Consider the following 2,560-nt stretch of genomic DNA (forward strand, 5'->3'; position numbering starts at 1 on the left):
CAGCCCGCCGAGGGCACAGCCCGCCCCCGCCACCACCATCGCAAGGCGCCAGCCGCCGGTGGAGGCGATCCAGGGCAGGACGAGGGCGCCCGCCAGCCCTCCGAGCGGGAGCCCGGCCTGGCGCACCCCCATCGCGACCCCCCGCTCTCGTACGCGGAACCACCCCATGACGGCGTGGCTGCCGGCCACCTGGCTGGACGGAAACCCGGCGCCGGCCGCGGCCAGGACGGCCACCAGCTCCCGGACGCCGGGCGCCGCTGCGGCAGCTGCCGCCAGGAGCCCCGTGAAGGTGGCCCCCAGCGCCATGACCCGCCGCTCTCCGAACCGGTCGGTGGCCACGCCGGTCGCGTAAAACGCAAGGAGCGCCCCCAGGTCGAACGCACCGAGCAGGATGCCTGTCTGCGCAAGCGACAGCCCCAGATCCGACCGTATGAACGGGGCGATGGCCGGAAGCCCGAACCGGACGAAGGTCAGGCCCGCCTGCTGCAGCGTGGCAACGGCCAGCAGCAACCACCGGCGCGCCGCCTCGGACGGCGGGGTAGGCGTGGCAAGCGAGGGACTGGAGGAAGGCATGGCTAACAAAGAGTGTCCCCTACGCGGCCCATGCCGGGCTCACCCCCGCTGGCGTGGCGCCCTGTCGCCCGGATGGCTGATCGGGCCGGCGGACCGACTGACGGTCGGTCGGTCCCGCCAACGTGACGGGCCCTGCCTGAGAGGCCCGCCGGTCGGTCCGACCGACGGTCAGTCGGACCCCCACCGGGGCATCGGGCGCATCAGGAGGAAGATTAGCGCGTCAGCGGGAGGCTACCTGCTCGGCCTTCTGCCACAGCGCCTCCCGCTTGAGTTCGGCGGGGTTCGAACACCGGCGCGCGCACACACAGGGAACATGGCCGGGGCCAGCCTGTGTGAACGGGGCAGGCCGCCCCTGGCGTCTACTCGTGTCCGTGCGCGAGCACCTGTGCGGACTCGTCTTCAATCTGCCGGTGCAGGCTCTGGCCGTGGGCATCCATGGTGACGATGCCGGTCAGGTCTTCGACCCGGATCTTCCAGAAGGCCTCCGGCAGCCCGAACTCGGCCTCTTTGTAAACCGCCAGCACCTCTTTGACGGCCCGGGCCGTCAGCGCTCCCGCCCCGCCGATGCCGTGCACGTACACGGCCTTGAACTGCCGCAGGGCCGCCAGGGTGCCGTCGCCCATGCCGCCTTTGCCGATGACGACCCGCACGCCGAAGTGGCCGATCACCTCGGGCTCGTAGATTTCGGCCCGGATGCTGGTGGTGGGGCCGCCCGAGACGAACTCCCAGCGTTCCCCGACACGTCGCACGATGGGGCCGCAGTGGAAGATGACGCCACCGGCCAGCACCCGGCGGAGTTCGTCGTAAAGCGGCCGGTCCTCGGGCGCCGGGGGGCGGTCGATCAGGTGTTCCACCATGAACTTGTGGGCCGCGTCCCGGGCGGTCAGGATGACCCCGCTGATGCTGACCACGTCGCCCGCCTGCAGGGCCAGGATCTGCTCCCCGCTGATGGGCGGGACGAGCCTGACCGTCGAAGTGGTGCGGGCGGGGGCGGCGTTGCCGGACGCGCCGCCGTGAGCAGCGTGCCTCGGACGGCCGTCGTGCTCAGTCAATGGTGCCTTCCCCCGTTTCCACGGACCAGACGAGATGGCGGCGCCGGTGCTCCCAGCACATGTACGAGATGGTGACGAAGTACGAGGCCGGCAGCCGGTGGACGGCGCCGATCTTGACGGCCAAGAGCGTGGAGCGCCCGCCGAGCCCCAGCGGGCCGATGCCCATGGCGTTGGCTTCGGCGACGATCTCGCCTTCCAGGCGCGCAAGCGCCGGGTCGGGGTTGCGGTCGTCGAGGCGGCGCAGGAGCTGGCGCTTCGACTCGGCGTACCCGGAACTGCGGTCGCCCCCGATGCAGACGCCGAGGATGCCCGGCGGGCAACCCTTGCCCTGGGCTCGCCAGACCGCGTCCAGGACCGCCCTCTTGACGCCTTCCAGATCCCGGCCGGCCTTGAGGCGGGCATCGGGCAGCGAGTACTGGGCGCCCACGTTCTCGCAGCCGCCGCCCTTGAGCACCAGGTGGATGCCGAGTTGCGGCCGGTCCCACTCCTCGAAGTGGATGACCGGGACGCCCTGGCCCAGGTTGTTGCCGCTGTTGTGGCCGGTGACGGGATCCACCGCGTTGGGGCGCAGGTACTGCAGCGCCGTGGCCTCTGCGAGGGCCTGCTCGATGGCGCGGCGCACGGCCCGCAGCGACTGCCCTTCGGGGAGTTCGACCCAGAAGAGGGGCGCCCCGGTGTCCTGGCAGAGCGGCACCGAACGGGTGCGGGAGAGTTCCACGTTGTCCAGCATGAGCGAAAGCGTCCGGGCGCCGAGGCTGCCCGGTTCTTCTTGCGCCAGCGCCCGGCGCAGCGCTTCTTCCACGTCCTCGGGGATCCAGGTGGCCGCCTGGCGGATGAGTTCGAGGACGGCCTGCTTGAGGCCGGCGGCCCGGATGGAGCGGGGCCGGGCGGCCGTTGCGGCGGCGGTGGCGGTTTGCTGCTGCTGCTCTTGTGGC

The 2,560-nt window shown here is 71.9% G+C and carries 3 protein-coding genes; all 3 read right to left on the reverse strand.

The features are described from left to right. Positions 1-510 (reverse strand): MFS transporter (locus AB1609_20895; GenBank protein ID MEW6048895.1); only part of this gene is annotated, 510 nt, incomplete at its 3' end. Positions 511-932: 422 nt separating this feature from the next. Then, on the reverse strand, positions 933-1,625 hold the full coding sequence (locus tag AB1609_20900) for a FumA C-terminus/TtdB family hydratase beta subunit (GenBank protein MEW6048896.1): 693 nt from the start codon (positions 1,623-1,625) through the stop codon (positions 933-935). Then, the coding region (locus AB1609_20905) for a fumarate hydratase (protein ID MEW6048897.1) at positions 1,618-2,560 on the reverse strand (943 nt) is incomplete at its 5' end. The genes AB1609_20905 and AB1609_20900, both read right to left, overlap by 8 nt.

Source organism: Bacillota bacterium (assembly GCA_040754675.1).
Taxonomy (GTDB): domain Bacteria; phylum Bacillota; class Limnochordia; order Limnochordales; family Geochordaceae; genus Geochorda.